Genomic DNA, 24,786 nt, shown 5'->3' on the forward strand with positions numbered 1-24,786 from the left:
CAATAACAAAAATAAGGATGGTGCCAATGTCTTCGTCTGAGAATGCTCAGGCCTATTGGTCTGAAAATCTGCGCATTATCGTTACATACCTTTCTATATGGTTTGTAGTCTCATATGTGTGCGGTATCTTGCTGGTAGAACAGCTTAATGCAATTCCGTTCTTCGGCTTCCCGTTAGGATTCTGGATCGACCAACAGGGTTCTATCTTCGTCTATGTAGGCCTGATCTGGGCTTATGCGTTCAGCATGAACAAGCTGGATGAAAAATACGACGTTCACGAATAACAATAACAAGAATCTGAGGACGGTATTATGAGTCTTGATGTACTGACGTACCTGTTTATAGGCGGCTCTTTTGCGCTCTATATCGGTATCGCAATCTGGGCCCGTGCAGGGTCTACAAAAGAATTCTACGTAGCTGGCGGTGGTGTACACCCTGTCGCAAACGGTATGGCAACTGCAGCGGACTGGATGTCTGCTGCATCTTTCATCTCCCTGGCGGGTCTGGTGTCTTTCATCGGCCGTGACGGCGGTGCGTATCTGATGGGCTGGACCGGCGGTTATGTACTGCTGGCGATGCTGCTGGCCCCTTACCTGCGTAAGTTTGGTAAGTTCACGGTGCCTGACTTTGTCGGTGACCGTTATTACTCCAATACAGCGCGTATTATCGCCGTTGTATGTACCATTGTGATTTCCTTCACATACGTTGCCGGTCAGATGCGCGGCGTAGGTATCGTATTCTCCCGTTACCTGCACGTGGATATTAACACCGGTGTTATTATCGGTATGGCAATCGTATTCTTCTACGCCGTTCTGGGCGGTATGAAAGGTATTACTTACACGCAGGTTGCTCAGTACTGTGTACTGATTCTGGCGTTCACTGTGCCAGCATTCTTCCTGTCACTGCAGATCACCGGCCACTTCCTGCCACAGATCGGTCTGGGTGCAACACTGGATTCCGGTATGTCTGTTCTAGCAACACTTGACCAGTTATCCACAGATCTGGGTTTTGCTGAATATACGGCGGGTAAGAAATCCACGATTGATATCTTCTGCTTAACCGCTGCTCTGATGGCGGGTACTGCAGGTCTGCCACACGTAATCGTACGTTTTTTCACTGTACCTCGCGTAAAAGATGCCCGTACTTCTGCTGGCTGGGCGCTGATCTTTATCGCCATTCTGTATACCTCAGTACCGGGTGTTGCCGGTTTCGGCCGGGTTAACCTGATTCAGACCATCAACGGTGCTGATAACGCAGGTACAGAATATGCGCAGATGCCTCAGTGGTTTAAGAACTGGGAAAATGCGGGCCTGCTGGGCTGGCATGATTACAACGGTGACGGCAAGGTTCAGTATGCTGCCGGAGCTGCGTTTGACGGCAAGAAAGGTAAGCCTGCTTTCGACGGTGATAACCGTGGTGAGTTCGGTGAGCGTGCGGTAACTAACCCAATTGCTGATCCTGCTGCTGTGAACGGTGCACCGTATGCAAACGAAGTATACGTTGACCGTGACATCATGGTACTGGCTAACCCTGAGATAGCACAGTTGCCTAACTGGGTGATTGCGCTGGTTGCTGCCGGTGCGGTGGCCGCGGCACTGTCGACCGCAGCGGGTCTGCTGCTGGTAATTTCGACAGCTATTTCCCATGACTTGATGAAGACCTGTATCAATCCGAATATTTCGGATAAGCAGGAGCTTATGTACGCACGGATTGCTGCCATCGTTGCGATCTGTATTGCCGGTTACTTCGGGATAAATCCGCCGGGCTTTGTGGCTCAGGTAGTAGCGCTGGCCTTCGGTCTGGCTTCATCCTCGGTATTCCCGGTTATCGTGATGGGTATCTTCAACAAGCGTATGAATAAAGAAGGTGCGATTGCCGGTATGATCGTGGGTCTGGGTTCTACCATGGCTTACATGATTTACTTCACCTTTATGGGCGGTGCGAAGGAAGATCTGTTCCTGGGTATTTCCACAGGTGGCTTCGGCTTCGTGGGTATGATTCTGAACTTCATCGTGGCGTACGCAGTGTCTATGATGACTCCACCACCACCGGTTGAGATTCAGGAAATCGTTGAGAATATCCGTGTCCCACGGGGTGCAGGTGCTGCTCACGCTCACTAATCGTTAACCTCCCTTTTTACGGAGAGGAGTGACAAGGGCACACCCGCGAGAGCAGGTGTGCCCTTTTTTCTGCCCGGCAGGTACGGGCGGATAAATCAGCAAAAAGGACTGTATAAATGCCTTCATCTTTTAATATGACGAATATGCCTTTTAGCCTGCTCACGGAAGCGGAGCAGGCGTTGCTGCGTGGCAGTCTGGATATCGGTTATTACCAGCGCGGCGAGACAGTGCTGGCGGCCGGCGACGTTCCGGAAGGTGTCTACGTCATATTAAAAGGTGTGGTCAGCGAAAATGATGCGGATGGCGGTGAAGTTGATCACGTGTTTGTTCACTACACCGCAGAAGATTACTTTGGCGGCTGGTCGGCGATTAAGGGCCGGGCAATTCATAACTTTATCGCCGAAGAAGAAACCATTTGTCATATCCTGCCGACGAAAACCCTGTTGGATCTCTGTGCAGAGAACAGCCGCTTTGCTGACTACTTTCAGCAAAGTCTGTCGGCCAAAACCGAGATCCGCTCAAAACTGGGCGGTGACCAGGATATGGCCGAGTTTATGCTGGCGCAGATTAAAGACGGTGTTATCCGTGAGCCCCTGATCGTTGAGCAGGGCAGCAGTATTGAAGCCGCGACCCGGCTTATGCGGGAGAAACGGGCGGACTGCATGCTGGTGAAGCGGGGCAACCGTTATGGCATGGTAACCGGTACGGATCTGCTGGATGCGATTGTCATTGATGGTTTTCCTCTGGAAACGGATGTGGCTGAAATTGCCAGCTACCGGCTTATCACAACAGCTTCCGGCGATTACCTGTTTAATGCGCTGATCACCATGACCCAGCAGCATATTGAACGGGTTGTGGTGATGGACGACCAGCAGCTTACCGGTGTGGTAGAGCTGACCGACGTGCTCAGCTATTTCTCAAGCCATTCCCATGTGATCGGTTTGCGCATTGAGCGTGCAGATACCATTGATGCCCTGCGGGATGCTGCCGCCGGGTTGAGTGATCTGGTGCGAGCGGTTGTCGGGCAGGGAGTGAAGGCCCGCTTTGTGATGGATCTGATTGCCGCGATGAATGGCCGGATCATTGCCAAACTGTTCGACCTGATTATTCCGCCGGATATGCAACCCCATGTGTGTTTGGTCGTCATGGGCAGTGAAGGGCGTGGTGAGCAGATTATGAAGACCGATCAGGATAACGGTCTTATATTCCGTGACGGGCTGATATGGCCGGATATGCACAGAACCCTCCGTCAGTTCAGCGATACCCTGATCTCATTTGGGTTTCCGGAATGTCCGGGGAATATCATGGTATCGAATCCTGCCTGGGTGAAATCAATCGGTGACTGGACACAGCAATTAAGCGACTGGTCCCAGAACTGTGACGGTACGGCGCAAATGAATCTGGCGATCGCCGTTGATGCACACCCGGTTGCCGGTAATCAGGCGCTCTTCAAAACCTCGCGTAACTGGTTTATGCGCCATTTGCAGAGCAATAAAGTGTTTTTTGCGCATTTTGCCAAAGTCGCACTGGAGTTTGATACGCCGCTAAGCTTTTTCGGCAACCTAAAAGAAAAAGGCCAGCTGGATGTAAAAAAGGGCGGTATCTTCCCGATTGTTCATGGTATCCGGACACTGGCGCTGGAATACCGGGTATTGGAAACGAATACCTTTAAGCGCATCGAGGCGCTGGTAGAGCTGGGGCAGATTAAAGAAAAGCATGGCCGTGAACTGTGCGAGGCACTGGCATTGTTTATTCAGGTCCGGCTGGGTCAGCAGGTCGTTCGTGCGGAACAGGACGGCATTGATCAAACGCCTAATACCATTGACCTGGCCCTTCTGGATAAAATGGAACGCGATATGTTGCGTGATGCCCTGCATATAGTGAAGGGATTTAAAAAGCATCTGGCATTGCGTTATCACCTGGCAGGCTAACCGGAGGCAAATTCAGGATGATTATTCCCCGTACCATCAGACAGTTTAAAGAGCGGATAGACCATAAGGCCGGGCCTCATGGTGAGCTGTTTGAGCCTTATGACGGTGATGAGGTGGTATCGCTGGACTGCGAGACGACCAGCCTTAATGTCAAAGAAGGTGAAATACTGTCCATTGGCGCGGTAAAAATCAGAGGGCAGAAGGTAGTCACCAGTGAGCGGCTGGATATCAAGCTTAAGCCGCCTAAGAGTCTGACAGAAGATTCAATCAAAATTCATAAAATCCGTGCGGCTGATCTGGTTGACGGTGTAGATATGGATGAGGCACTTGAGCAGGTACTGGCGTTTGTCGGTAACCGGCCGGTACTGGGGTATTATGTGAATTATGATATTCGCATGCTGGATAAGTTTTTACGGCCCCGTTACGGTTTTGGCTTACCGGGTAAAGCGATTGAGCTTTCCCATGTGTACCACGACATCATTAAATGGCGGAGTATTGGCGGTAATGCCGATCTGCGTTTTGATACCATTTCAAAGAATCTTGATATTCCTATATTAGAGCGGCATACCGCGCTGGGCGATGCGATTACCGTCGCGCTTATGTATGTCCGCCTGAAGTATGGCGAGACGCCGAATATCTGAAGCGGTTGCTTTGTTCAACCTGTCAAAAAATAAACGGGCCTGATGGCCCGTTTTTTGCTTTTAACTCAGTATGTATAGTTTTTTGACGTTATTAGGCGACGTTTTTTTGGCGAATACGCCGGATTATTACTTGAATAGACCTAGTCTACGCATATAATGTCAATATATTGCCGATTTCTGAGGTGGGTATGATCGAAAGAGCCGACATAAATTCTGTCCTGGAACAGATGCGTGCGATGAAGTCGCAGGCGCAGCAGGGGATGCAGCAGGCCCCTATGGGGATGCCTGTGGCCGGTGTTAATGATGATACCCCGGGCTTCGGTGAAATGCTGAAAGGCGCGGTAGATAAGGTCAATGGCATGCAAAAGGAAGCCAAAGCACTGGCGACGTCTTTTGAGCGGGGAGACCCGGGTGTTGATCTTCACCAGGTAATGATCAGCATGGAAAAAGCATCGGTTTCATTTGAGGCAATGACCCAGGTCCGTAACCGGATGGTGTCGGCTTATGAAGATGTTATGAAGATGCCAATTTAATGGCGCTTATTGAATTAACGGTTGTGTGGGCACTCAACTAAATGGAAAACGCATCTATGGCAGCGGGTGGTAGCAAGGGTATAGCCTTTGGCTTCAATCGTCTGAGTCTGGTTCGTCAGCTGGGGCTGATGGTCGGTCTGGCGGCTACTATCGCTATTGGTTTTGCTGTGGTGCTGTGGTCTCAGGAGCCGGACTATCGGGTGCTGTACAATGATGTTGCCTATGCTGACGCCAATGAAATTGTGGATCAGCTACAGTTATTTGCCATTCCTTATAAATTTGACGCTTCAGGACGTTCGATCCTGGTACCTAATGAACAGCTGCACAAAGCGCGCCTGCGTTTGGCTGCGGAAGGTTTCAGCGGTGACAACACAGTAGGGTTCGAGCTGCTTGATAAAGAGCAGGGGCTCGGCACCAGCCAGTTCATGGAAAATGCCCGTTATCGCCGCGGGCTTGAGGGTGAGTTAGCCCGTACTATCAGCAGTATGGTTTCTGTTCGCAAGGCCCGGGTGCATCTGGCATTGCCGAAACAGTCTGTGTTTGTGCGCGATCAGCGCAAGCCAACTGCGTCTGTATTTCTGGAGTTGCTAGCCGGACGTAAACTGGATCGGGTCCAGGTTGAAGCCATTGCCAACCTGATTGCTTCCAGCATTCCTTCTTTATCCAGTGAAGATGTCACGGTTGTTGACCAGAAAGGGCGCCTGCTGAATACCCGTGATGCAGATGTCGATGTGGTACTGGCGGCTAAGCAGCTGGAATATACCCGTAAGATCGAAGAAACATTACTTAACCGTGTGAACAGTATCCTGCAGCCGGTTGTCGGGCTGGGCAACTTCCGTGCGGAAGTTTCTGCTGAGGTGGATTTTACTGCTGTTGAGCAGACGGATGAGATTTTTAACCCGGACTTGCCTTCCCTGCGCAGTGAGCAAACCCTGGATGAGAGTACGACCGGCAGTAATGAAGCCAGGGGAATTCCGGGTGCCTTGTCTAATCAGCCTCCGGGAGTGGCTACAGTGCCTGAAGTGGCTGACGGTGAAGCCGGCGCGGGTGGGGTTGAACCTCCCCAGAGTGCCCGTTCGCAGGCGACGCGAAACTTTGAACTGGACCGTTCTATCAGTTATACACGCCATCAGATGGGGCGCGTCAAACGTTTGTCGGTTGCGGTGGTTGTGGATGACTTCGTTGCTGCCGGTGCTTCACCTGAGGCCGGTAAAACGGCCTGGTCACAGCAGGATCTGGACCGCCTGACAATTCTTGTCCGTGACGCGGTAGGCTTTTCTGCCCTGCGCGGTGACAGCGTCAATGTTCTGAATTCACCGTTTGCTGCGCCGGAAGAGTTTGTTGATGAAGAAATTCCGATCTGGCAGCAGGAGTGGGTGTGGGATATTGCCAGAAAAGCGGCGGCCGGCCTGTTCGTTCTGTTACTGGTATTTGGTCTGTTACGGCCAATTCTGAATCACCTTGCAGCTGCCAGTCAGAAAGAGAAAAAGGATGAGAATACACCTGAGGGTGATATTTCTGCGCAGCTGGAATCTTTGGAAATGGACGGAATGTCCGCGGATCAGGTGACGTTCAGTGGGATCGACAGCGCGCTATCCCCGACACCTAACGAGACCTATGAGTATCAGCTCAATGCTATTCGCAGTATGATTGCTGAAGACCCTGCCAAAGTGGCGCAGGCTATCCGTCAGTGGGTAAACGAAGATGAGTGAACCAACTCCGGCACCTGAACCGGGAATAGAACTGAGTAAGCTGCAGAAGGCGGCCGTGCTGCTGATCAGTATGGGCGAAGCGGACGCTGCCGAGATTCTGAAATATCTGGGTCAGAAAGAAGTGCAGATGATCGGTTCTGCGATGAATGACCTGGATAATATTCCACAGTCAGCGGTCGAAGCCGTGATGGCTGACTTTATGGAAGCTATCAGCGATCAGACCAGTATCGGTATCAATAATGATATATACATTAAAGAGATGCTGGGACAGGCGTTAGGGCTGGAAAAAGCCCAGACGCTGATTGACCGTATCCTGATGAATACGAATACTTCCGGCCTTGAAACACTGCGATGGATGGAACCCCGTCAGGTGGCTGAAATTATCCGTTATGAGCACCCTCAGATTCAGGCTGTTGTACTTGCCTATCTTGAGGCGGACCAGTCTGCGGCTGTTCTGGCCAGTTTTGATGAAGTCGTCCGGCTGGATATTCTGATGCGTATTACCGCGCTGGATCAGATTCAGCCTTCAGCGCTGCAGGAGCTGAACGATATTCTTGAAGCTCAGTTTGCCGGTGCGTCCAGCCAGACCGCGTCGCTGGGCGGTCTGAAGACAACAGCCGAGATTATGAACTTCATCGACAGCTCGCTTGAGCAGGATATCATGGAGAAGATCCGCGAAGTGGACGAGAGTCTTGGCGATCAGATTTCCGACCTTATGTTTGTCTTTGATAACTTGATTGATATTGAAGACCGCGGTATTCAGGCTATTCTTCGGGAAGTAAATACTGACGTACTGGTTGTCGCGCTGAAAGGTGCTGATACCAATCTGCAGGAAAAGATTTTCCGCAATATGTCCAAGCGTGCTGCCGACTTGCTGCGTGATGATCTGGAAGCGAAAGGTCCGGTACGCGTAAGTGAAGTGGAAGAAGCTCAGAAAGAAATTCTGGGTGTGGCACGTCGCCTTGCTGATGATGGTGAGATCATGCTGGGTGGCGGCGGCGAAGAGATGCTCTAACCGATGAAGGCAATTGACAGTTCAATGGTGCGTATTCGCGCCGGTGAAGCGGTAGTAACTCAGCCATGGGATTTGCCTGTGGTGAAGAGTCATCACGTGGTGGCGCTGAATGAACTGCAGAAAGAAGAAGAGATTGAGGTTGTCGAAGACGAGATCGTTGCTGAAAAAGTGACGCTTTCAGAGCTTGAGTCTATTCGTGAAAGCGCCCGTCAGGAAGGTTATCAGGAAGGGCTGCGGTCAGGTAACGAGATCGGCCGTCAGGAAGGTCAGCAGGCCGGCTACCAGGAAGGGATGGCGTCCGGAACCGCTGATGTTTCCCAGCGGATAGCACATCTGGAAAATTTGCTGCAGCAGTTAGAACAACCGCTTGATCAGATTAATGATGATGTTGAGCACATGCTGGTGGCGATGGTGCTGGAGCTGGGGCGTGCCGTTGTTGGTGCAGAGTTGCAGACCAATGCAGATGCTGTCCGCCAGGCCGTGCAGGATGCGGTTGCCCAGCTTCCCCGGGAAACCGGTGCTGTTGATATCTCTGTTCACCCTGAGCAGGTGGAATTGCTTGAGCCGTTACAGCAACGTCATGAAAACTGGCGGCTGATTGCTGATGACACCGTCAGTGCCGGAGGCTGCAAGGTCAGTACCGGTAACGCTCAGATCGATAATACCGTTGATACCCGTTTCCAGTCTGTGGCGAGCCAGCTGCAGGCGCATTTAACCGAAGTGGCCCATCAGGGGCCTGATCAGAACAATGAGTGATAACCGTCTGCTGGACCGGCTGGCGCGTTTTCATGACGTTTCTTACATTCCTCCCGTACCTGTTGCGCAGGGACATATTACCCGGCTGATCGGCCTGACCCTTGAAGCGGTGGGCATTAAAGCGTCTATGGGGGATTACTGTCTCGTATATCCTGAAAAGGGCTTGCCGACTGAAGCAGAAGTGGTGGGCTTTGCCGGTGACCGTATTTATCTGATGCCCATCGACGTGGTTGAGGGGCTGGCACCCGGTGCCAAAGTGTTACCGAAGCAGGGGGGGGGCGATGTTGAGGTTGGTTTTAATCTTCTTGGTCGGGTGATCAACGGTGTCGGTAAACCGCTGGATGGCCGCGGGCCTCTGGGGTGTGATACCCGGGTGCCTTTGCACGGCCGGACCATTAATCCTCTGGCGCGTCAGCCAATTAATCAGACCCTGGATGTGGGTGTGCGCTGCATCAACGCATTGTTAAGTGTCGGTCGAGGCCAGCGTTTAGGATTATTTGCCGGCAGTGGTGTGGGTAAGAGTGTCTTGCTGGGGATGATGACCCGTTTTACAGAAGCCGAAATAGTCGTTGTTGGTCTGATCGGTGAGCGGGGGAGGGAAGTGCGCGAGTTTATCGATCACAGTCTGGGCGCAGAAGGTATGGCGCGCTCGGTGGTGATTGCCTCACCGGCGGATGACTCACCGCTGATGCGCTTGCGGGCGGCACAGTTAACGACCCGGATTGCTGAGTACTTCCGTGACCAGGGTAAAAATGTACTCCTGCTGATGGATTCCCTGACTCGTTACGCACAGGCACAGCGTGAGATTGCGTTGGCGGTGGGTGAGCCTCCGGCAACCAAGGGGTATCCGCCTTCGGTGTTTGCGAAATTGCCTAAGCTGGTAGAGCGGGCCGGTAACGGTGACCACGGTGGTGGCTCGGTGACAGCTTTCTATACGGTGCTGACAGAAGGTGATGATCAGCAGGATCCGATTGCGGATTCTGCCCGGGCGATTCTGGACGGGCATATTGTGTTATCCCGTTCGCTTGCAGAGCGGGGGCATTACCCGGCGATCGATGTGGAACAGTCCATCAGCCGTGCCATGCCACAGATTGTTGCCCCTGAGCATTTGCAGGCGGCAATGGGCTTCAAACAGATCTATGCTAAATACCAGCAGAGTAGTGATCTGATCTCAGTGGGGGCCTATATGAAGGGCAGTGATCCTGAAACCGATTTCGCCATCGAGCGTATGCCGTTAATGCGTGAGTTTCTTCAGCAGGGCCTGAATGAGTCGTTTGATTTCAAAACCAGTCTGCAGAGTATGGCGATGGTCTTATCTTCTAATCCGCAGGGCGGCGATACAACAGCAGCTGCGCAGGCTGACCAGTGAAACGTTCAAAGCGGTTAGAGATTGTTCTGGAGCAGGCGGAACGCAAGCGTAAGCAGGCGGATCAGTTACTGGCTGATTCTCAGGGACGTGTTCAGAAAGGGCTGGAAACCATGCAGCAGCTGGAACAGTACTATGCGGAATACGCGAACAATTTTTATGCCAATGGCGCTGGTGGGGTGAATGTCCAGCAGCTGGATACCCATCAAGCGTTTATGCAGAAAATCCGTGCAGCGATTGAGCAGCAACGACTGGCGATTGAATCAGATCAGCAGCATCTGGAAAAAGTCCGTGAACACTGGAAAGCAGCTTACGGCCATTTTAAAGCTATCGATTCGGTGATTGATAAGGCTCGTGAAGATGAGCGCCGGGTTGATGAGAAAAAGCAGCAACAGCAAATTGATGAGCGATCACAGTTAGTTCGTACCCCTTTCATTTAATGTAATGGCATACCTGCCAGAGCATAATTTTCTAAGTTGGCATTAATCCTGCTTCAATATCGCTAAAGAAGCGTATTTTGCGTTTTCAGATATTTAGGTAGGGCTGCTATATGAATCCAATGCTTCCTGTTTCGACCGGTACCGGATCACTTCTTGATATAGGTGGGGCCGGCGCTGCGCCTGCAACGGCAGGGCTTGGAGCAAATTTTAATGCAATGATTCTGCAAACCAGTCAGTCACAAACCGGCACTTCTGCTCTGGTCACTGCTCAGGGGCAGGTGCAGGCAGAGGGCGGCGAAAGTTTGCCGCCGGGTGCTGTCTCCCCGGCTTCGGAGCAGGTGGTTGCCAGGGCAGATGTTCAGGCGGGTGCCGATAAGTCAGGTGAAAAGCAGACCATTGGTGGCAGCGAAACCCTTAGCCAGCTGAAAAAGTTTCTGGAAGCGGATGTGTCGGCGGAGTATTCGCTGATACAGGAAGAAAATGCTCAGTCTCCTTCATCTCAGGGGCTTTCAGGATTAGCAGCCCTTCCCGAGTCTCAGCCTGTTAATACACAAGCAGTTGTTGGCCAGCAGGCGTCACAATCTGCTGGCGTGCCGACTGATCAGTCGCCTTTATCAAGAGCGGTGCATGAGCTTGTAAACGCTCAGCAGTCAGCAGCTGAGGGTAATTCGAGCGTGGCTGGCGAGCAGAGTGCCCGGCAGAACACAGTTGTCTCTGAGAGTGCTGGGGTAAAGCAGGATTCGGCAGTGTCTCAGCAGAACCCGCAGCAGTTAGCTAATCAGTCTGCGGAGCAGCTTGCATCCTCTGTAAAACCTGTGGCTGGTGAAGTTAAGGCCGCTGCGGTTACTGAAACATCAGCTTCTGTGAGCAGCGGTGATAAAGTTGCTCAGCCAGGTGCTGTGGCTCAGACAGCTCCTGTCGCAGAAAAGTCAGCTGAAACTGTTGTTGCAGCTACCAGCCGGTCAGCAAACGCTGTTGCTGAGTCTGCTGTTGTTCAGCCGGAAGTAGCCGGAAAACAGTCGCAACCATTAGTGCCAGCGGCAGCGGAAGAGCAAAAGGTTAATGCACAGGTACAGCAACTGGCCCAGCGGGCAGCGGACGCTCAGGCCGGCAAGTCCGTGTTGCCGGGGCAGGAAGGTGTTGTTGCTAATGCTGCAGGCGTTACTGCAGAAGAGCAGAAAGCTGAGTCCCGTCAGGTCGGAGTCGCTGCACAGCGAGGCGCAGAGGAAAATGGTCTGCTTAAAGGTTTGGTGGCAGATAATAAGGCCGCTGACGGGCAGAAATCTGCTCTGCCGACTGGTGTAAGCCCGGCGGCGGACAGTCTGGCAAAATTACAGAATTCAGCCTCACTGTTAACGGATCAGTTGGCTGATCAGGCTGTCAGTAAATCGGCAGCCAGGGCTTCCGGTGCGGAAACGGTGAAGACTGAAGGTTTTGCAGATTCACTCTCTGCGTCACTGGCAAACAGCAGTGCTGTTCGGGCTGAAAAAGCTGGCGCTGAGCCACATCAGCTACAGATGCAGCAAGGATTACGGCCAGGTAATCCTGCCTGGGGACAGGCAGTCAGTGACCGGGTTGTATGGCTGGCATCGCAGAACGGTAAAGTAGCGGAGATTCGTCTGGATCCGCCTGAGCTGGGTAGCCTGAATGTGAAGCTTGAAATTAAGAACGAGCAGGTCAGTGTGGTGTTTAATACGCCTCATGCCAGTGTGAAGGATTCACTGGAGCAAAGTTTGCCGAGACTGCGGGAAATGTTTGCAGAGCAGGGCCTGGAGCTGGCTGATTCATCAGTTGAAGATCAGAGTTCTCAGCAGCGTGAAGATACGCAGCAACGGGAGGCATTTGCCAGTGGTGGATACGGTGCTGAAGGGGAGTTGGATGATGAGCCTGAAGTGATTGCCGGGCAGGCTGCGCAAAGCATTTCCATGGTTGATTATTATGCTTAAACAGCTGTTTTAACTCTGCTTAGTGCAGTTTTTTAAAAAGTCCATCTGAGGATTCATTTTCTTCTGCGCGTAATGCGGAATTTGGTGGCTTCCGCTGCTGAATCAGTATGTTATATTAGGCCCATTATTCTAAGATAAATCGGCTGTATGCCGCTGGGATGTTCGATGGCTGAAGAAAATACTGAAGCAGATGGTGCCGGTGAAGGCAAAAAAGGCGGTAAGCTGAAGCTTATCCTGATTATTGTGGGTGCAATCGTGCTTGCGGCGGGTGGTGCCGTGGGCGGTATGATGTTTCTGGGTGGCTCTGATGAAGCTGCCGAACCAGCGGAAGCTGCAGCACCTGTGAAGCAGCAGGCGCAATACAGTAAGATTCGAATTCTTTCCGGGGATCCGTACTTTACCGTTACCATTAACAGTAATGACGGCAAAACCCATTATCTTCAGGTCTATGTTGAGACTAAATCCCGTGATGACGAAGTGGTTGCTGCGCTGACCAAGCATATGCCGCGCATTGTTAATCGCCTTACCCGCCTGTTCAGTAACCAGTCACTGTCAACGTTACGTACTCTGCAGGGCAAGCTGGATCTGCAGGCTGCAGCCACTCAGGAAATTCAGGCAGAAATGCAGGATAAAATCGGTAAGCCGGGGATAGAGAAAGTCCTGTTTACCGGTTTTATTATGCAGTGAAGGTTAATGTATGACCGTTAAAGACCTGCTTTCACAAGACGAAATTGATGCCCTATTACATGGTGTTGATGGCGGTGAGGTAGAAACGCAGGAAGAAGAGCCTCAGGATACGGGCGAGGTACGGGTTTACGACCTTGCCAGCCATGAGCGAATTGTCCGTGGCCGGATGCCGACGCTTGAAATGATCAATGAGCGTTTTGCCCGTCATACCCGAATCAGCCTGTTTAATTTGTTGCGCCGTAATGCAGATGTATCTGTCGGCGGTGTACAGATTATGAAGTACGGCGACTACATTCATACGCTGTATGTACCGACCAGTATTAACCTGCTGCGGGTGTCGCCGTTGCGGGGAACCGCGTTGCTGGTTATGGATGCCAAGCTGGTTTTTAAACTGGTGGATAACTTCTTCGGTGGTGATGGCCGTCACGCTAAAATCGAGGGCCGGGAATTTACCCCGACTGAGCTGCGTCTGATTAATAAGGTTATCGGTCAGTTTTTTGGTGATCTGGAAGACTCCTGGCAGCCGGTTATGCCGCTGAAGTTTGAAGTCAGTGGTCACGAAGTAAACCCGGCCATGGCGAATGTTATCAACCCTTCAGAAGTGGTTGTGGTTAGCTCATTTCAGGTGGATCTGGATGGCGGTATGGGTGAGTTTCATGTCACCATGCCTTACGCCATGCTGGAGCCAATCAAGGATACGCTTGTTTCCGGCTATCAGCGTGCCGAAGAAGAACTTGATGAGCAGTGGCTGAAAAGTTTGCAGCAGGAAGTGCTTGGCGCACCGATGGAGCTTGGCCTTTCCATTGCTGAGCGGCAGTTAACCCTGCGTGATGTCGTGGATTTTGAGGTGGGTGATATTATCCCGATTGATATACCGGATAAGCTCAAGCTGACGGCTAACCGGGTACCGATTTTTACCTGTAACCTGGGGACGTCCCGAGGGAATCTTGCAGTAAAAATCCTCCATGAAATAAAACGATAAAAATTCGCTAAGCTTAACTGTATAGGGTTAACTTGGCTGTAATCAGTTACATAATGAGAACGCTTGTATGAGTGATGAAACAGGTAACGTCGATCAGGACGCAATGGCAGATGACTGGGGCGCGGCAATGGCCGAGCAGGTTGGCGATGCCGGCGGTGATGCTGACTGGGGCGATGCCCTGGCAGAGCAGGCTACCGGTGAAGCTGCTCAGAAGGTAGAGCTTGATGAGCTGATTGATGACGCTGCTATTGTAAAAGACCCGAAGCTGGATGTGATTCTGGATATCCCCGTGACCATATCCATGCAGGTAGGCCATGCGGAAATTCCTATCCGTAATTTGCTGCAGCTTAATCAGGGATCAGTGATTGAGCTGGACCGTGTTGCCGGTGAACCGCTGGATGTAAAAGTAAACGGTACGCTGGTTGCTCATGGTGAAGTAGTAGTTGTTAACGACCGTTATGGTATCCGTCTTACCGATGTGATCAGTCCTGAAGAACGTATCGAGAAGCTGCGCTAGTGGTCTGGCGTGTCTGTCTGTTTGTAATAACTTCGCTGCAGTCATTCTGGCTGCTGGCAGATACGGTATCCGGTGCGGTTCCCGCTCCGGCTACTGGCCTGGTATATAAAGAACCTTTCAATTCAGGGGCAATTACCCAGTTGGCGCTGGGCCTGATTGTTGTGATCGGGCTGATCTTTACGCTTGCCTGGCTGTTGCGCCGTTACTCAAATTTACCGGGACAAAATAAACGTCTACAGGTTATTGCCGCGTTACCACTGACTGCCCGGGAAAAAGTTGTTCTGGTTCAGGCCGGTGAGCAGCAGTTACTGTTGGGCGTTGCACCGGGTCGGGTGAACCTGTTGGCCAGTTATGATGAGCCGCTGATCGAGGTGGGTGAAAAAGGGGATTTTGCTGTGAAGTTGCAGCAGGCACTAAACAGGGTTAAACCACAATGAAGAAATTGGCGATCATTATTCGCAGTGGGCTGATCATGTTGGGGCTGATGCTGCCTGCCTGGGTATTTGCGGCTGATCCTGCAATACCGGCGGTAACCCTGACCACCAATCCGGACGGAACAGCGGATTACAGTGTGACGATTCAGATCCTCGCGCTGATGACGCTGCTGACGTTCCTGCCGGCAATTATGATGATGATGACGTCCTTCGCACGGATCATTATCGTATTTGCAATTTTGCGTCAGGCCTTAGGTTTACAGCAGACGCCGTCGAATCAGATTTTAGTTGGACTGTCGTTATTTCTTAGCCTCTTTATTATGACGCCGGTTTTGGACAGGGTGAACGAAGGGGCTATTCAGCCCTATATAAACGAAGAAATAACATCCATTGAAGCTGTGCAGGCTGCCAGTGTGCCGTTCCGTGAATTTATGATGGCGCAGACCCGGGAAAACGATTTAAACCTGTTTATGAATATTTCCCGTACGCCGGCGGTAAACACACCGGAAGAAATTCCGTTTAATGTGCTGGTGCCGGCATTTGTTACCAGTGAGCTGAAGACAGCGTTTCAGATAGGGTTTATGTTGTTCATTCCCTTTCTGGTTATCGACCTGGTGGTGGCCAGTATACTGATGGCCATGGGTATGATGATGTTATCGCCGGTGATTATTTCCCTGCCGTTTAAAATCATGTTATTTGTACTGATTGATGGCTGGGCAATGGTGGTCGGTACGCTGGCTGCCAGTTTTGTGGTTGTGTAGGAGATCCTATGACACCGGAAATTGTTCTTGATCTGTATGGTGAAGCGCTCTACCTGGTAGTGGTCCTGGTAGCGGTGATTGTTTTGCCTTCGCTGCTGGTGGGTCTGATCATTGCGACCTTTCAGGCGGCAACCCAGATTAACGAACAAACCCTGAGTTTCCTGCCCCGTTTGCTGGTTACCCTGCTGACTATTATGTGGGCGGGGCCCTGGATCCTGACCAAGTTGCTGGACCACTTCGGCAATATCTTTACTAACATTCCGCTGTTTCTGGGGTAACAGGTGTTTAGCGCCAGTTTTCTCGAAATTGAACAGTGGGCCGCTGAGTTTCTGCTGCCGTTTTTCCGGGTGGCGTCTTTTTTCATGGTTGTGCCAATTATCGGAACCCGGATGGTGCCGGCACGCATTCGTTTGGGGTTGGCCCTGGCGGTAACGGCTGTCATTGTGCCGGTTCTGCCGAACTTGCCGCAGGTGAATGGCTTATCGATGCAAACCTATATCTGGATAGCTGAACAGATTCTTGTGGGGATCTCTATGGGATTCCTCATTCAGGTTCTGTTTCAGATTTATGCCCTTGGCGGGCAGCTGATTGCTTCCCAGATGGGTTTGGGCTTTGCATCCGTCAGTGACCCGGCAAACGGGGTTTCTGTTGTTGTTTTATCCCAGTTTTATCTTATGGTTGTCATGATGCTCTTTCTGGCGCTGAATGGACATCTGGTGTTGATAGAGGCATTGGTGCGAAGCTTTTATGTGTTGCCGGTGACGGAAGGGGGGATTCCCGCTTCGGGTCTGATGGCAATTGCAACTTCCGGTACCTGGCTGTTCTCCAGTGCGTTGCTGATGTCGTTGCCGGCGGTAACGGCTTTGTTGGTGATTAACTTTGCCTTTGGCATTATGACCAAGGCTGCTCCGCAGTTGAATATTTTTGCTGTCGGTTTCCCCTTTACCATGCTGATGGGGTTACTGATTACCTGGGTGAGTCTGGAAGGTTTCCTGGGGCAGTACTACCGTTTTACTGAATTCGCTTTTCAGTATATTGAGCGGGTTCTGGGTGTGGGAGGGCTGTAAATGGCAGAAGAGAGCGGTCAGGAGAAAACCGAAGAACCCACACCCAAACGGTTAAAAGACGCCAAAGAAAAAGGCGATATAGCCCGTTCCAAAGAGTTGGCGACGACTGTTTCCTTGCTGGCGGCCGCTTTTGGTGCCCTCATGCTGGGTGACACGGCCGCGACTGTCATGATGGACATGATGAGCTATAACTTTGCTCTCGACCGTCAGGCTGCGTTTGATCCTAATCTCATGTTTCAGCATCTCGGCCATTCCCTGAAAGAGGGGATGATGTCGGTTGCGCTGTTTTTTCTGATTATGCTGGTTGCTGCGTTTATCGGGCCTTTAGGCTTAGGGGGCTGGAATCTCAGTGGTAAGGCTTTAATGCCTAAAGGAAGCCGTATTAATCCGCTTTCCGGCCTCAAACGAATGTTTTCCCTGAAGGCTCTGCTTGAGCTGTTTAAAGCGCTGGCTAAGTTTACGGTCGTGGGCGTCCTGTCTTTCTTTATTCTGGATAACGTTAAAGAAGCACTTTTTGCGCTGGGGGCGCAGGATATCCGCACCGCAATGGCCGGTGCGACTGAAATTGTACTTTGGGCGTTTGTGGCGATGAGTGCCACGATGATTCTGATTGCGGTTGTGGATGTACCATTTCAGATTCATGACTATTCCAAAAAGCTGAAAATGACGATGCAGGAAGTCAAGGATGAGATGAAGAACACCGAAGGTAAGCCTGAGGTGAAGGGCCGGATTCGACAGCTGCAGCGTGAAATTTCTCAGCGGCAGATGATGAGCGCGGTACCGGAAGCGGATGTGGTCATTACTAACCCAACGCATTTTGCGGTGGCGCTGAAGTATGATCAGGAACGCGGCCATGCGCCGATTATGGTTGCCAAAGGTGGTGATTTTCTGGCTCTGAAAATTCGTGAAATCGCTGAAGCGAATGATGTGACGGTTCTTTCCTCGCCGGCCCTGGCGCGGGCGATTTACTACTCCACAGAGATTGATGATGAAATTCCTTCAGGCCTGTTCAAGGCGGTGGCTGAAGTGCTGGCTTATGTGTATCAGCTGAAGCGCCATAAGAAGAAGGAAGGGCCTGCGCCGCAGCGCCTGTCAGATCAGTTACCTATCCCTGAAGAACTGCGCCGGGACGAAGCTGACTGATTGTCGGTAGATTGGCGGATTTCTTGCATCATCTCCCACTATGGGAAGTGGTGCGTCAAAAAATTGATGTTTGTTGCTGCTTTTTAATGGTATTTTACCACTCGTAGAGTGATTTTATATTTTAGTGTTATTTTTTTGACGCTTTGGGTTTTGGTAAGCGTTACTGATTAAGCAGGCAGGCAGTGGATAGAGCAGCTATCTATAACAACGTACGCAGTTTAGGACAGGGCAACTTGGGTGTGCCTTTCCTGTTGCTGGTGATTCTGGCAATGGTGACATTGCCGATGCCGCCGTTTCTGCTCGACGTTCTGTTTACCTTCAATATTGCACTGTCGATTGTGGTTCTGCTGGTGTGTGTCTATGCCATGCGACCATTGGATTTTGCAGTTTTCCCCACGATTTTGCTGGTAGCAACGCTGATGCGTTTGGGGCTGAATGTTGCCTCAACCCGGGTGGTGCTGCTGTATGGTCACGAAGGTGGTGATGCGGCCGGTAAGGTGATCGAGGCCTTTGGTGAGGTTGTAATCGGCGGCAACTATGTTGTCGGTTTAGTGGTATTCCTGATTTTGGTTATCATCAACTTCGTGGTTGTGACCAAAGGTGCCGGGCGAATCTCAGAAGTAAGCGCGCGATTCACACTGGATGCGATGCCTGGTAAGCAGATGGCCATTGATGCGGATCTGAATGCCGGCATTATCGATCAGGAACAGGCGAAAAAGCGCCGGGAAGATGTCACCCAGGAAGCAGATTTCTACGGCTCTATGGACGGTGCCAGTAAGTTTGTCCGGGGTGATGCGGTTGCCGGTATTCTGATTTTGGTAATCAATATCCTGGGTGGTCTGGGTATTGGTATGGTACAGCATGATCTGTCATTTGATCTGGCTGCCCGTTACTACTCGCTGCTGACCATCGGTGACGGTCTGGTTGCTCAGATTCCGTCATTGCTGTTATCCACTGCTGCAGCAATCATGGTAACCCGTGTGAATGCTTCCCATGATATGGGTAAGCAGGTGCTGGGACAGTTATTCGGTTCCCATAAAGCGTTGGCGGTTGCTGCGGGTATTCTGTTTATCATGGGTATCATTCCGGGTATGCCGCATTTTGCATTCCTGTCATTGGCATTCCTTGGTGGCGCAGGTGCGTACTTCATTCATAAGAAAAATCTTGAAGCCCAGGAGCGGGAAAAGGCTGCGGAGTCTGAAGCGCCGCCGCCACCAGAGCCGGATGCGGATGTGAAAGAGCTGGACTGGGATGATGTAATGCCTGTCGATATGATCGGTCTTGAGGTAGGTTACCGGCTGATTCCTATGGTCGACAAGCTGCAGGGCGGGCAGTTGCTTAACCGGATTAAAGGGGTGCGTAAAAAGCTGTCTCAGGACTTGGGCTTTCTGGTGCCGTCGGTGCATATTCGGGATAACCTTGATCTGATGCCAGGAGCGTATCGGATCACTCTGATGGGGGTGATTGTCGGTGAATCTGAGGTGTATCCTGAGCGTGAGCTGGCAATTAATCCCGGGCAGGTGTTTGGTAATCTTCAGGGGATTACGGTTAAAGATCCGGCCTTTGGTCTGGATGCAGTGTGGGTTGAACAGAGTCAGAAAGAGCAGGCTCAGACACTTGGTTATACCGTTGTGGATGCCGGGACTGTGGTTGCTACGCACCTTAATCAGTTATTGCAGGCCCACTCTCATGAGCTGATGGGGCACGATGAGGTGCAGCAGTTGCTGGATATTCTGGCGAAATCTTCACCTAAGCTGGTTGAAGATCTGGTGCCGGGTAAGCTGTCTGTCAGCATCATACTGAAAGTGCTGCAGAATCTGTTGATGGAACAGGTTCCGATTAAAGACTTCCGTACCATTACCGAAGCTTTGGCAGAGGCGGTACCGCGAAGCGCAGATCCTATGACGCTGACTGCTGCTGTACGGGTGGCGTTGAATCGTCTGATTGTACAGAATATCAACGGTTCGGAGCCGGAGTTGCCGGTTATTACACTTGATCCACAGCTTGAGCAGTTGCTGCTGGGGTCAATGCAGCAGGGCAACAACGAAGGGCTGGTCATCGAGCCGGGTATGGCTGAGCAATTACAGACGTCACTGACTGAAGTGGCGCAGCAGCAGGAAATTGCCGGGCGGCCGGCAGTATTGCTGGTGGCAGCGCCGGTTCGGCCGTTGCTGGCGAAGTTTGTGCGCTATGGCGAACAGCAGATATCAGTGCTTTCGTATCAGGAAATCCCGGAGAATAAACGGGTGACGATCATTGCGACTGTCGGAGGACAGAACCGTGGTCAGTAATAGTTTTGAAACGTCAAAGTTTTTGAAGGGATGGCCGATATACAGGAACGGTTATGAAGGTTAAACGTTTTTTTGCGCCGGACATGCGACAAGCGATGCAGAGGGTTCGAGAGGAAATCGGACCTGACGCTGTCATCGTGTCTAATCATCGGGTTGCCGGAGGGGTAGAAGTTGTTGCCGCTCATGAGCACGAGTATGAAGCCGCGCAGGAAGCCTTCAAGCGTAAACAGGCTCTGGAAAAACAGCAGCAACAGCAACAACAGGCTCAGCGCCAGGCTACCCGGGAGGCCAGCCCTAAGTTGCAAAGTAATCTGGCTGATGAGTTGCGTAAAGCACAGGCCAGAATTGCGGCGGCACAGGCCGGTGCCGAAGAGCCGGCAAAAGCCAAAAACCAGCAGGTAGAAGATCCGGGGCTGGACGGGATACTGGATACGCTTAAACAGCGTCAGGCCCAGCAGGCTGCAAGGAATTTTGAGCGGAATGAGAACCGGCAGCCGGGTTCTGTCGCTCCTGCTGTTTCTTCTGTATCTCCACCGCCGGCGCCGGGCATTGATGAATATGTCGCGCAGTCTAAACCGGTTGTACGGCAGGAACCTACTTACAGCCCGCCGACACCTGATCCTCAGGTGGCTTCGATGCGGGCGGAAATCGATACACTTAAATCACTGCTCTTACAGCAGGTCTCACAGCCTAAAACTGCTGCTGAACCTGCGCCTGTGGCTGCGCCGGTGCCGCAAAAAGCGGAACAGCCAGAAGAGAATGTGCTGCACAAACGGGTAGAAAATCGCCTTGAGAAACTTGGTATAGGGCCGCACCTGCGCCGCCAACTGATTAAGTTGGAAGGTGCTGAAAGTGTGGATGATGGCTGGCGGGATACGTTATCCCGTCTGAGTGACTCGATACCTGTGATTGGCGGCGATTTTGTAGAGCGTGGCGGTATGATTGCTTTTGTCGGGCCGACCGGTGTGGGGAAAACCACCACAATCGGTAAGCTGGCTGCGCGTTATGTACTCAAACATGGCAGTTCCAGTGTGGCATTGGTGACCACTGACTCATATCGTATAGCGGCGCATGAACAATTATTGACGTTTGGCCGGATTCTGGACATTCCTGTGCGGGTGGTAGATGAAAACCACAGTCTTGATGAAGTTTTGTTGTCGTTACGTAATAAGCGACTGGTCTTGATTGATACCGCAGGTATGAGTGCACACGAACCGCATACGCAGGCCCAGCTTGATATGCTGGAAAGTGTCAGTGTGCGGATGAAAAAGCTGCTGGTGCTTTCTTGTTCCAGCCAAAAGCATGTGATTGAGAATGCCTATGAAACCTACAGCCGTATGGGGCTTAATGGCTGTATTCTCAGTAAGTTAGACGAGTCCGGAAACCTTGGCGAGGCGATCGAACTTATCGTTGATAACGGTTTGCCGGTTACCTATGTGACTGATGGTCAGCGGGTGCCGGATGATCTGGATGTTGCTCATAAGCGGGATCTGGTCAGCCGTGCCGTGGTGACAGCGCAGCGTGTTTCCCGTAATCAGCGGATGGCGCAGGACCGGCGTCAGGATAAACTTTCACAAAATGGGCAGTGGGTTGATTGATGGGATATCAGATAGGAAGACATAATGACTAGTCCGCACCCGGTGAAAGTTGTCGCAGTTACCGGTGGTAAAGGCGGCGTTGGCAAAACCAATGTGTCAGTGAACCTGAGTCTTGCGCTGGGGGAGATTGGTCGCAGGGTTGTGCTGATGGACGCTGATCTGGGATTGGCGAATGTGGATGTGTTGCTGGGTGTAAAAGCAAAGCGAAACATTACAGATGTGCTTGCCGGAGACTGTTCGTTACGGGACTTGTTGATCGAGGTCGGTGAAAACGTACATATTGTGCCGGCAGCTTCCGGTACACAGGAAATGACGACGCTGAGTGCCCATGAGCATTCAGAACTGATTCATTCATTCAGTGATATTGAAGATGAGCTGGATGTGCTGATCATTGATACCGCAGCGGGTATTTCTGACACGGTTGTGAGCTTCGTCAAAGCTGCGCAGGAAGTGGTTGTGGTAGTGTGCGATGAACCGACCTCAATTACGGATGCTTATGCGCTGATGAAGCTGCTGAACCGTGATTATCAGGTAAGCCGGTTTCGGGTACTTGCCAATATGGTACGTTCAGAGCAGGAAGGCCGGAATATATACAGTAAGCTGCTGACGGTGGCGGAAAGGTTTCTGGATGTGACGCTTCAATACCTGGGATCAATCCCTTATGATGAGTCAGTCCGTAAAGGTGTACAGCAGCAACGTGCTGTTTTAAAAGCGTTTCCTAAGAGTAAGGCCTCGTTGGCATATAAGCAGCTGGCGGCAAAAGTAGATGATTGGGGTGTGTCATCTTCACCCCGGGGTCATCTGGAGTTTTTTGTTGAGCGATTGGTTAAAGGGGCAAATCAACGCTGACAAGTCAGAAGAGCAAATATGTATAACCAGTTACAGTTTAAGTCGGGTCAGGAGCTGATTGAGCAATATGCGCCGTTGGTAAAACGAATTGCGCATCATCTGCTGGCGCGCTTACCCGCAAACGTTGTGCTGGATGATCTGATTCAGGCAGGCATGGTTGGCTTGCTTGAGGCCGGCAAAAAATACGATCCCACCAAAGGCGCAAGCTTTGAAACCTATGCTGGTATCCGCATCCGTGGATCCATCATTGATGAAGTCCGTAGGGGCGACTGGACCCCCCGTTCAGTACACCGTAATGGTCGCCGTGTTTCCGAAGCAATTCAGGCAATTGAATCCCGTACTGGCCGAGATGCCCAAGATGGGGAGGTTGCCGCTGAATTAAATATCACTATCACTGAATATCACGCATTATTGAAGGACTCCGCTGAGAGCCGGCTGTTCAGCTTTGAAAAGCTGATTGGTCCGCAGGAAGACGGTCCCGGTGAAAATATCGCCGCAGAGAATTTAAGCCCTGAAGATGAACATGAAGAGCTGGGATTTGTTCAGGCAATCGCAACGGCCATCGAAGGGTTGCCGGAGCGGGAAAAATTAGTGTTGTCGTTGTACTACGACGAAGAAATGAACTTAAAAGAAATCGGTCAGATCCTGGGTGTCAGTGAATCCAGAGTAAGCCAGATTCATAGTCAGGCAGCGTTACGCTTGCGAAGTCGGTTAAGAGACTGGCAATAGCTGGCAGTCTTATCGGTAGATACCGCTGGCTAACTACAGTCAGATAGTTTTCCTGATGGAGGGATAGTCTTGAAAAAAGACATAAAAATACTTGTGGTAGATGATTTCTCTACTATGAGACGTATCATCAAAAATCTGCTCCGCGATCTGGGGTTCACCAATATTGTTGAGGCCGATGACGGTAAAACTGCTTTACCGATTCTGCAAAGCGGCAGTATTGAGTTCCTCGTAACAGACTGGAACATGCCAATCATGACAGGTATCGATCTGCTTAAGACCGTTCGGGCGGATCCGAATCTGAAGCATATCCCTGTTCTGATGGTTACGGCGGAAGCGAAGCGTGACCAGATTGTTGAAGCGGCTCAGGCAGGTGTTAACGGGTATGTAATTAAACCGTTTACCGCAGCGGTGCTGAAAGAAAAAATCGACAAGATTTTTGAACGGCTGGGCTAGGTGATGGCGATGTCTGAGACGATAGAGAATAAGGGAGCAAGTGGTTTTGAGCTTGAGTTGAAGCAGGATGCTGACAAGCTTGTGGAACATCTGGCCAACGGAGATGTTGGTGCAGCAATGACGCTGATCCACGACCTGAATGAAAAACGTCATCAGGCGCTGTATCACGAAGTCGGTACACTGACTCGCTCACTGCATAATGCCATTGTCAGCTTCTCCGATGATGTCAGCAGTAATGCGATGCTGCAGGATTCAAAAGAACATATTGCATCAATTTCTGATGCCAGTGACCGTCTGTCATATGTAATCGAACTGACTGAAAGCAATGCTCACAAGACAATAGACAGTGTAGATATTTCACTGAGTCTTGTATCCGAGCTGGAAGAAGGTTTCCGTCGCCGCCAGCGTTTGCTGGAAGAGTTCGATAAGGTTCAGCAGGATAAACCTGAGCTGGAAGGCCTGTATAAGCTTGCCTGTCAGCATGCAACTGATAACTCAGATGCCCTGGTTGAGCTGAAAGAGCGTCTGACAAATATCTTACTGGCACAGGAATATCAGGATATTACAGGGCAGCTGATTAAGCGTGTTATTCAGCTGGTTACCGACATTGAGTCACAGCTGGTTAATCTGATGGAAGTTGCTTCCAGAGTGAATCGTCTGAATGGTATTGACGGTATGACGGCGGACGCAGAAGTGTTGGCCAAAAAGAAGAAAGTAATGGCTGAAGGCCCACAAATGGCAGCAAAAGATAATGATGAAGTTGCTTCCAGCCAGGATGATGTGGATGACCTCCTTTCCAGTTTAGGTTTTTAACA

Annotated in this window: 25 protein-coding genes; all 25 read left to right on the forward strand. The window is 51.2% G+C overall.

What is annotated here, in order from left to right; all coding sequences use genetic code 11:
- Positions 1–26: 26 nt before the first annotated feature.
- Positions 27–284 (forward strand): DUF4212 domain-containing protein, encoded by a 258-nt coding sequence (locus JYB63_RS15180; protein ID WP_205658745.1) that lies wholly within the window; start codon positions 27–29, stop codon positions 282–284.
- A 27-nt stretch (positions 285–311) separates the two neighbouring features.
- The gene (locus JYB63_RS15185) at positions 312–2,120 is read left to right on the forward strand and encodes a sodium:solute symporter family protein (RefSeq protein ID WP_205658746.1); all 1,809 of its coding nucleotides are present in this window, start codon (positions 312–314) and stop codon (positions 2,118–2,120) included.
- Between the two features lie 116 nt (positions 2,121–2,236).
- Positions 2,237–4,051 carry a DUF294 nucleotidyltransferase-like domain-containing protein gene (locus tag JYB63_RS15190; RefSeq protein WP_205658747.1) on the forward strand — a complete coding sequence of 605 codons (1,815 nt, stop codon included), beginning with the start codon at positions 2,237–2,239 and terminating at the stop codon, positions 4,049–4,051.
- A 17-nt stretch (positions 4,052–4,068) separates the two neighbouring features.
- Positions 4,069–4,692: a 3'-5' exonuclease gene (locus JYB63_RS15195; protein WP_205658748.1), complete on the forward strand. Its 624-nt coding sequence runs from the start codon at positions 4,069–4,071 to the stop codon at positions 4,690–4,692.
- A 188-nt stretch (positions 4,693–4,880) separates the two neighbouring features.
- Entirely contained in the window at positions 4,881–5,225 is a 345-nt protein-coding gene (fliE, locus tag JYB63_RS15200) for a flagellar hook-basal body complex protein FliE (RefSeq protein ID WP_205658749.1), read from the forward strand.
- Positions 5,226–5,266: 41 nt separating this feature from the next.
- Positions 5,267–6,937 (forward strand): flagellar basal-body MS-ring/collar protein FliF, encoded by a 1,671-nt coding sequence (fliF, locus tag JYB63_RS15205; protein WP_205658750.1) that lies wholly within the window; start codon positions 5,267–5,269, stop codon positions 6,935–6,937.
- Complete coding sequence (gene fliG, locus JYB63_RS15210; RefSeq protein WP_205658751.1) at positions 6,930–7,952, forward strand: flagellar motor switch protein FliG; 1,023 nt, start codon at positions 6,930–6,932, stop codon at positions 7,950–7,952. The genes fliF and fliG overlap by 8 nt, the downstream gene beginning before the upstream one ends.
- Before the next feature lie 3 nt (positions 7,953–7,955).
- Positions 7,956–8,708 carry a flagellar assembly protein FliH gene (locus JYB63_RS15215; protein ID WP_205658752.1) on the forward strand — a complete coding sequence of 251 codons (753 nt, stop codon included), beginning with the start codon at positions 7,956–7,958 and terminating at the stop codon, positions 8,706–8,708.
- Positions 8,701–10,077, forward strand: a complete 1,377-nt coding sequence (gene fliI, locus JYB63_RS15220; protein WP_205658753.1) for a flagellar protein export ATPase FliI — start codon at positions 8,701–8,703, stop codon at positions 10,075–10,077. Before JYB63_RS15215 ends, fliI begins: the two co-directional genes overlap by 8 nt.
- Entirely contained in the window at positions 10,074–10,514 is a 441-nt protein-coding gene (gene fliJ / locus JYB63_RS15225) for a flagellar export protein FliJ (protein ID WP_205658754.1), read from the forward strand. The genes fliI and fliJ overlap by 4 nt, the downstream gene beginning before the upstream one ends.
- Positions 10,515–10,624: 110 nt before the next feature.
- Positions 10,625–12,460, forward strand: coding sequence for a flagellar hook-length control protein FliK (locus JYB63_RS15230; RefSeq protein WP_205658755.1), 1,836 nt, complete (start codon positions 10,625–10,627; stop codon positions 12,458–12,460).
- Positions 12,461–12,625: 165 nt separating this feature from the next.
- Positions 12,626–13,147, forward strand: a complete 522-nt coding sequence (locus JYB63_RS15235; protein ID WP_205658756.1) for a flagellar basal body-associated FliL family protein — start codon at positions 12,626–12,628, stop codon at positions 13,145–13,147.
- A gap of 10 nt (positions 13,148–13,157) precedes the next feature.
- Positions 13,158–14,129, forward strand: coding sequence for a flagellar motor switch protein FliM (gene fliM / locus JYB63_RS15240; protein WP_205658757.1), 972 nt, complete (start codon positions 13,158–13,160; stop codon positions 14,127–14,129).
- A gap of 67 nt (positions 14,130–14,196) precedes the next feature.
- Positions 14,197–14,646 carry a flagellar motor switch protein FliN gene (gene fliN / locus JYB63_RS15245; protein WP_205658758.1) on the forward strand — a complete coding sequence of 150 codons (450 nt, stop codon included), beginning with the start codon at positions 14,197–14,199 and terminating at the stop codon, positions 14,644–14,646.
- Positions 14,646–15,083, forward strand: a complete 438-nt coding sequence (gene fliO, locus JYB63_RS23400; protein ID WP_205658759.1) for a flagellar biosynthetic protein FliO — start codon at positions 14,646–14,648, stop codon at positions 15,081–15,083. Before fliN ends, fliO begins: the two co-directional genes overlap by 1 nt.
- Before the next feature lie 47 nt (positions 15,084–15,130).
- Positions 15,131–15,841, forward strand: a complete 711-nt coding sequence (gene fliP / locus JYB63_RS15255; protein WP_374730438.1) for a flagellar type III secretion system pore protein FliP — start codon at positions 15,131–15,133, stop codon at positions 15,839–15,841.
- Between the two features lie 8 nt (positions 15,842–15,849).
- Positions 15,850–16,119, forward strand: coding sequence for a flagellar biosynthesis protein FliQ (gene fliQ / locus JYB63_RS15260; RefSeq protein ID WP_205658761.1), 270 nt, complete (start codon positions 15,850–15,852; stop codon positions 16,117–16,119).
- Positions 16,120–16,122: 3 nt separating this feature from the next.
- Complete coding sequence (fliR, locus tag JYB63_RS15265; RefSeq protein ID WP_205658762.1) at positions 16,123–16,908, forward strand: flagellar biosynthetic protein FliR; 786 nt, start codon at positions 16,123–16,125, stop codon at positions 16,906–16,908.
- The gene (gene flhB, locus JYB63_RS15270; RefSeq protein ID WP_205658763.1) at positions 16,909–18,051 is read left to right on the forward strand and encodes a flagellar biosynthesis protein FlhB; all 1,143 of its coding nucleotides are present in this window, start codon (positions 16,909–16,911) and stop codon (positions 18,049–18,051) included.
- Positions 18,052–18,233: 182 nt separating this feature from the next.
- Complete coding sequence (gene flhA, locus JYB63_RS15275) at positions 18,234–20,342, forward strand: flagellar biosynthesis protein FlhA (RefSeq protein ID WP_205658764.1); 2,109 nt, start codon at positions 18,234–18,236, stop codon at positions 20,340–20,342.
- A gap of 53 nt (positions 20,343–20,395) precedes the next feature.
- Positions 20,396–21,940 carry a flagellar biosynthesis GTPase FlhF gene (flhF, locus tag JYB63_RS15280; protein WP_205658765.1) on the forward strand — a complete coding sequence of 515 codons (1,545 nt, stop codon included), beginning with the start codon at positions 20,396–20,398 and terminating at the stop codon, positions 21,938–21,940.
- Between the two features lie 24 nt (positions 21,941–21,964).
- Positions 21,965–22,789 carry a MinD/ParA family protein gene (locus tag JYB63_RS15285; RefSeq protein ID WP_205658766.1) on the forward strand — a complete coding sequence of 275 codons (825 nt, stop codon included), beginning with the start codon at positions 21,965–21,967 and terminating at the stop codon, positions 22,787–22,789.
- A gap of 18 nt (positions 22,790–22,807) precedes the next feature.
- Positions 22,808–23,518, forward strand: a complete 711-nt coding sequence (locus JYB63_RS15290) for an RNA polymerase sigma factor FliA (protein WP_205658767.1) — start codon at positions 22,808–22,810, stop codon at positions 23,516–23,518.
- An 81-nt stretch (positions 23,519–23,599) separates the two neighbouring features.
- Positions 23,600–23,971, forward strand: a complete 372-nt coding sequence (locus JYB63_RS15295; RefSeq protein WP_205658969.1) for a chemotaxis response regulator CheY — start codon at positions 23,600–23,602, stop codon at positions 23,969–23,971.
- 9 nt (positions 23,972–23,980) lie between these two features.
- The gene (locus JYB63_RS15300) at positions 23,981–24,784 is read left to right on the forward strand and encodes a protein phosphatase CheZ (RefSeq protein WP_205658768.1); all 804 of its coding nucleotides are present in this window, start codon (positions 23,981–23,983) and stop codon (positions 24,782–24,784) included.
- The last annotated feature ends 2 nt before the right edge of the window (positions 24,785–24,786 follow it).

The sequence above is a fragment of the Aliamphritea spongicola genome (assembly GCF_017051665.1).
GTDB lineage: Bacteria > Pseudomonadota > Gammaproteobacteria > Pseudomonadales > Balneatricaceae > Amphritea > Amphritea spongicola.

Coding starts and splice junctions, on each gene's coding strand:
- JYB63_RS15235 (WP_205658756.1), top strand. CDS start 12,626: ATGGCTGAAGAAAATACTGAAGCAGATGGTGCCGGTGAAGGCAAAAAA.
- JYB63_RS15185 (WP_205658746.1), top strand. CDS start 312: ATGAGTCTTGATGTACTGACGTACCTGTTTATAGGCGGCTCTTTTGCG.
- JYB63_RS15215 (WP_205658752.1), top strand. CDS start 7,956: ATGAAGGCAATTGACAGTTCAATGGTGCGTATTCGCGCCGGTGAAGCG.
- JYB63_RS15285 (WP_205658766.1), top strand. CDS start 21,965: ATGACTAGTCCGCACCCGGTGAAAGTTGTCGCAGTTACCGGTGGTAAA.
- JYB63_RS15230 (WP_205658755.1), top strand. CDS start 10,625: ATGAATCCAATGCTTCCTGTTTCGACCGGTACCGGATCACTTCTTGAT.
- fliE (WP_205658749.1), top strand. CDS start 4,881: ATGATCGAAAGAGCCGACATAAATTCTGTCCTGGAACAGATGCGTGCG.
- fliQ (WP_205658761.1), top strand. CDS start 15,850: ATGACACCGGAAATTGTTCTTGATCTGTATGGTGAAGCGCTCTACCTG.
- JYB63_RS15300 (WP_205658768.1), top strand. CDS start 23,981: ATGTCTGAGACGATAGAGAATAAGGGAGCAAGTGGTTTTGAGCTTGAG.
- fliF (WP_205658750.1), top strand. CDS start 5,267: ATGGAAAACGCATCTATGGCAGCGGGTGGTAGCAAGGGTATAGCCTTT.
- fliP (WP_374730438.1), top strand. CDS start 15,131: ATGCTGCCTGCCTGGGTATTTGCGGCTGATCCTGCAATACCGGCGGTA.
- JYB63_RS15195 (WP_205658748.1), top strand. CDS start 4,069: ATGATTATTCCCCGTACCATCAGACAGTTTAAAGAGCGGATAGACCAT.
- fliG (WP_205658751.1), top strand. CDS start 6,930: ATGAGTGAACCAACTCCGGCACCTGAACCGGGAATAGAACTGAGTAAG.
- JYB63_RS15290 (WP_205658767.1), top strand. CDS start 22,808: ATGTATAACCAGTTACAGTTTAAGTCGGGTCAGGAGCTGATTGAGCAA.
- fliI (WP_205658753.1), top strand. CDS start 8,701: ATGAGTGATAACCGTCTGCTGGACCGGCTGGCGCGTTTTCATGACGTT.
- JYB63_RS15190 (WP_205658747.1), top strand. CDS start 2,237: ATGCCTTCATCTTTTAATATGACGAATATGCCTTTTAGCCTGCTCACG.
- fliM (WP_205658757.1), top strand. CDS start 13,158: ATGACCGTTAAAGACCTGCTTTCACAAGACGAAATTGATGCCCTATTA.
- JYB63_RS15180 (WP_205658745.1), top strand. CDS start 27: ATGTCTTCGTCTGAGAATGCTCAGGCCTATTGGTCTGAAAATCTGCGC.
- flhB (WP_205658763.1), top strand. CDS start 16,909: ATGGCAGAAGAGAGCGGTCAGGAGAAAACCGAAGAACCCACACCCAAA.
- fliN (WP_205658758.1), top strand. CDS start 14,197: ATGAGTGATGAAACAGGTAACGTCGATCAGGACGCAATGGCAGATGAC.
- flhF (WP_205658765.1), top strand. CDS start 20,396: ATGAAGGTTAAACGTTTTTTTGCGCCGGACATGCGACAAGCGATGCAG.